This is a genomic window from Reinekea sp. (assembly GCF_982785585.1).
The window spans coordinates 36,949-41,948 of the sequence record NZ_CEYAVF010000018.1 but is presented as its reverse complement, the minus strand read 5'-3'; the positions used below and the strand labels follow the sequence as shown (position 1 = coordinate 41,948).

The 5,000-nt window shown below is 47.4% G+C and carries 5 protein-coding genes; all 5 read right to left on the bottom strand.

Annotation, left to right across the window (positions count from 1 at the left end):
• Nucleotides 1–247 precede the first annotated feature (247 nt).
• Entirely contained in the window at nt 248–973 is a 726-nt protein-coding gene (locus AC4FIC_RS08840) for an amino acid ABC transporter ATP-binding protein (protein WP_100256090.1), read from the bottom strand.
• The gene (locus AC4FIC_RS08835) at nt 970–1,623 is read right to left on the bottom strand and encodes an amino acid ABC transporter permease (protein WP_100256089.1); all 654 of its coding nucleotides are present in this window, start codon (nt 1,621–1,623) and stop codon (nt 970–972) included. Before AC4FIC_RS08835 ends, AC4FIC_RS08840 begins: the two co-directional genes overlap by 4 nt.
• Entirely contained in the window at nt 1,623–2,288 is a 666-nt protein-coding gene (locus AC4FIC_RS08830; RefSeq protein WP_100256088.1) for an amino acid ABC transporter permease, read from the bottom strand. Before AC4FIC_RS08830 ends, AC4FIC_RS08835 begins: the two co-directional genes overlap by 1 nt.
• Nucleotides 2,289–2,518: 230 nt before the next feature.
• Nucleotides 2,519–3,376, bottom strand: coding sequence for a transporter substrate-binding domain-containing protein (locus tag AC4FIC_RS08825; RefSeq protein WP_227003742.1), 858 nt, complete (start codon nt 3,374–3,376; stop codon nt 2,519–2,521).
• Nucleotides 3,377–3,984: 608 nt separating this feature from the next.
• Entirely contained in the window at nt 3,985–4,932 is a 948-nt protein-coding gene (locus AC4FIC_RS08820; protein ID WP_273284206.1) for a Gfo/Idh/MocA family oxidoreductase, read from the bottom strand.
• Nucleotides 4,933–5,000 lie beyond the last annotated feature (68 nt).

Below are 5,000 nucleotides of genomic sequence, written 5' to 3'. Positions count from 1 at the left end.
TAGATTGGTTGTAGTTTACCGAACAGGGCCCGACATAGCTCTTTTTGGCGGCGCTTCCTGAGGTGAAGCATCTAAATACAAAATTAAGGCTAACCGATACAGCCCATGCGCTGCCAATTCCACTTTATTAATTTTATTTTGATATTTTGACGGCCTTCGGTGGGGGAGTTTTTTTGCAAGGTGTAATTTACTTCACCCAGCTAACAAAAATTCGGGCCAGGTGGCGCTGACCCGAATTGCCACTCTATTAACTCAAAACCTTACTCAAGAATTTTTGAGTCGTTTCTTTTTGCGGGTTTGAGATCACTTGATCCGGCGGTCCCATTTCTTCGATCACGCCGTGTTGAAAGTAGGCAACCGTGTCGGACACATCACGGGCGAATGCGATCTCATGGGTGACACAAATCATGGTCATGCCATCTTCACGCAGAATTCGCAATGTGTCTAACACCTCGCCGACCAGCTCCGGGTCTAGCGCTGATGTAATTTCATCGAAGAGCATATAGTTTGGCTTCATGGCCAGGGCGCGTGCAATGGCCAACCGCTGCTGTTGACCGCCCGACAATTTGGTTGGGTAGACGTCAAACTTGTCACCTAAGCCAACGTGAATGAGTTCTTTTTCAGCTATTGCCATAGCTTCGTCTTTACTCATTTTCTTTACAACCCTAGGCGCAAGAGCGGCATTTTCAAGCACGGTTAAATGCGGAAATGAATTCCATTGCTGAAATACCATGCCCAGCCTCTGTCGAAGCTGATCTTGATTGGTATCGGGATGGTGCACATCAATATCATCAACAATGATTTTGCCCTTTTGAATCTTCTCAATGGCATTAATGCAGTAGAGCAAGGTCGACTTACCACTGCCGGAACTGCCAATGATACTCAGCACTTCGCCTTTTTTGACATCCAGATCAATGCCCTTAAGGACCTCCAAATCACCGAATGATTTATGAACGTTCTGGATATTAATCATAATGCCATTTTCCTTTCAATCTTCTTACCGTAAAACGATAGAGGGTAAGAAATAACAAAATAAAAGAGACCCACACCGAGTAGAATTTCCAACGGTTGTTGTGTACGTGATATGAGCTGGTCGGATGTGCGCAGCAATTCCATATAACCAATAACAGACACCAATGCCGAATCTTTGATGACACTGAGCGCCACGCCCAACCACGACGGGAAGACGGTGCGTATGCCAATGGGGAAACTCACATAAAAGACTGTTTGCCAATAGGTCATGCCTAATGATCGGCCCGCCGTCTTCATCGAAGCAGGTACGCTGTCGAAGCCACCGCGAAATACTTCACTCATAAACGCCATGGTGTAGAGCGATAGAATAATGGAGCCGGTAATAAATGGATTCATTGGATGGCCCATCACCCCGACAAAGGTTGAAAACAAAACAAGTTGTATAATTAATGGGACACTGCGCAGGATATCCAACAGTGCGCCCAACAGGGTATTGGTCACTTTACTGCTTTCAGAGCGAATAAAACCGATCACTATGCCCAGCAAGGTACCAATAACAATCGCCACCACGGAAATTATGATGGTGTTCCAGATACCGATGAGTATGAAGCCAGTATCGTTCCAGGATAAAGGTGTAAATAATGACCCCATTAGATTTCTCCCCGAAACAGCTTTCTGGCCGCTAGCGATGCCGCCAGCAACACTAATTTGGTAATGACGTAGTACATGCAAGCTGCAACCATGAAAAACTCAAGGGTACGGAAAGAAAGCGATTGTAGGCGCTGTGTTTCACCCGAAAGCTCACCCATGCCCACTAATATGCCCAACGAACTCATAAGAATAGACCACACAAATTGGTTGGTCATTGGGTGATAAATTCGCCTGAACATTTGTGGCAATAGGATGTAGCGATAAATTTGGAAACCGGTCATACCCAATGATTTTGAGGCGCTGTATTGGGTTTTGGGAATGGAGTCAAACCCCCCTCGAAATGTTTCAACCAAATAACCGGCATTGATAAATATCAGTGCCGACAATACTGCGGTATAGGGGCTTAGATGAATACCGAAAGCGCCTAAACCAAAATAGGCCATGTAAATTTGAAACAAAGCGGGCGTATTACGGGCAACTTCAACCCAGGCCACGGCCACGTATGAAAAAGGCTTGATATTGTTCATTTTGACAATTGCCAACAACACCGCAAACACGATACCGATCAGCATCGATAGTACGGACACATGCAAGGTAACAAAAGCGCCGCTTAACATCTCGGGCAATTTTTGCAGCACGGTATTCCAATGAAATTCATAATCCATAGTTGAAAACTCTATCTAATTACCGGAGTGCTATTGGTTGACTGTTCACGTTACGTCGCCAGCATATTATTGACGATTCTTAATATGGCGTTGTATCGAACTATACGGTGCTTTACTAGCATATGGGCAGGGTTTGTTAATGCGAACCTCTGCATACACAGAGGTTCGTTTGAGCTAACTGCGTATTAGGTTAACCATATAAAAAATATGGCCAGCAGTTTTTTAAGTTTTTACTTGTTGTCACGTAGCGACTGAATAAGATCGGCAGGCGCGTCAGAGCCAAAATGCTGGTTGTAATGCTCATTCAATTTGCCATCACGGATCTGATGAACCAGGAATAAGTTTAGGTAGTTGATCCAAGCCAATTCACTGCGCTTGGCAATCAGGCCAACAACATCGTCATAGTTTGGCACGAATGGGCCCGCAGCATAGTCTTTAAACTCGGCAGTCTGCAGTTTTGTCGCAATGTTGGTATTAGTACTGATGATTGCGTCAACTTTACCCTGATATAAACCTAAGAAAGCATCGTTTTCAGATTTAAAGGCGGTGTAGTTGCTGTCACCCCAACCTTGTGCTTTGGCATAGGCTAAGTATTCAGTCTCATAAGTAGTTCCGAGTGCAGCACCGACCTTGACGTCTTTGAGGTCATCAAAAGAGTTTATGTTGGAGCCAGACTTAGAGAATACTTGGAATTTGAACACGAAGTAAGGGCTGCTGAAACCTACGGATTTAGCTCGCTCTAAGGTATCAGATGTGGAACCCACAACAACATCGGTCTTACCTGAAATTAGGGAAGGAATTCGATCGCCCCAAGTCAGGTTAAGTACGTTGGATTTAACACCTAAGGCTGCTGCTAAATCATTACAGTAATCAACGTCGAAACCGGCTGCGTTATTATCTTGGTCGAAGTAACCCATCGGAGGGAAATCCAGAACAACACCACAGTTTAGTGTTCCACGCTTAATTACCGTATCCAGCTGGTCGGCATGGACGGTTGTTAACATTAAGGACGCTGCGCCAACGATGACGGCAACGGATTTAAGCATCTTTGCGCTCTTGAATGTGGCGAAGTCTTTTGTTTTGATCATTGATTAATCTCCAAATATTTTTGTAGTTTTGATTATTGTTATGAGTTAAATCCGAATCATCCTTTTTGCTCGGTGACTTGAAAAAAGCCTACCCATTAGCAGGTGAACGATTCCAATGACTTGAATTAGTATTCACCTACGTAAGTTACCATCAATACAATTCGCTCCTTGAGTCAATAATGGTTCACAATCAAGAGGACATGGCACTGATTTTAACATTTATACAGATAAAAGGACTTATTTAGGGCAAATAAACCGGGAATAATGCTGTTAATTGCCTGATTTCTTCTTCGAAGTGGTTTTTACATCTGCTGGTGTCACAAAAACATGCACAACGAGTGTTCATTTTCACACTGCAGCTTGGCTATTATACCGCCAATTGCCATATTCGGCCCTGCCGCGTTATCGGCCCACAGCCTCTGCAACAACTGGTCTTTCGCCTCTAATACGGCTTAAATGAGCCAGATTGGTTGATGTGACGACACAAGAAAAATGCCCGCGAGGGGGCATGTAGGTTTGTTGAACGGCGGTCTGAACGCTCAGTGCCGGTTAGAGGCTATAAATATGGAGCGCTGACCCTGCTTCGGGCGCGCTCAGCTCATCTTGCCCTAGTCCTGCAACAGCGCTTCCAACCGATGCAATGTCGCCATTGCGGGCAGACTTTGAGCGACACTGGCGTTGGCATCACGCCCTTCACGGATGGCAGCAAAAAACTCCCGATCCTGCAATTCAATACCATTCATCGATACCGCCACGTCGCTCAGGTCGATGGGCTGGTCGTTGCCATCAAACAAGTCATCGTAGCGCGCCACGTACGTGCCTTGGTCACAGATATAACGGAAAGTGGTGCCAAACGGGCCGTTGTTATTGAACGACAAACTCAGGGTACACAGGGCGCCGCCTGGGCTTTTCAGGCCAATGCTCATATCCATGGCGATGCCCAATGTTGGATGGATCGGGCCCTGCATGGCCTGCACCTGGCTGGCCGCGGCACCGGTCTGATATTGAAATAGGTCCACGGTGTGGCAAGCGTGGTGCCAAAGCAGATGGTCGGTCCAGCTGCGCGCTTGGCCCAGGGCATTGGTGTTACTGCGACGGAAGAAATAGGTCTGCACGTCCAATTGCTGCAGCGTTAATTCGCCCGCCTCGATGCGTTGGTGCATCCATTGATGACTCGGATTAAAACGCCGGGTGTGCCCGGCCATGGCCACTAGACCGGTCTCCTGCTGCAACTGCACCAGGGCCTGGGCATCGGCTAAATTGTCAGCCATCGGAATTTCGACCATCACATGCTTGCCGGCACGCAAACACTGCATCGCTTGGGCGGCATGCATAGGGGTCGGCGTTGCCAGGATCACGGCATCGACATCGGTGCGTGCGAGGGCTTCGGCCAGGTCATCGGTGGCGTGAGCAATGCCCCGCTCGGCCGCGAAGGCGAGCATCTCGGCGCGATCGGCGCCGACCACGGACGTAACGGTGACGTCGGGGATTTGCGCCACAGCGTCCAGATGTTTGATGCCAAAGGCACCAGCGGCGCCGGCAATACAGACGTTCATAATCAGTTCTCCTAGTAAGCTTTAACACAAGTGAGCTTACCGCTCACCGATGTTTCATTCGATTGGTT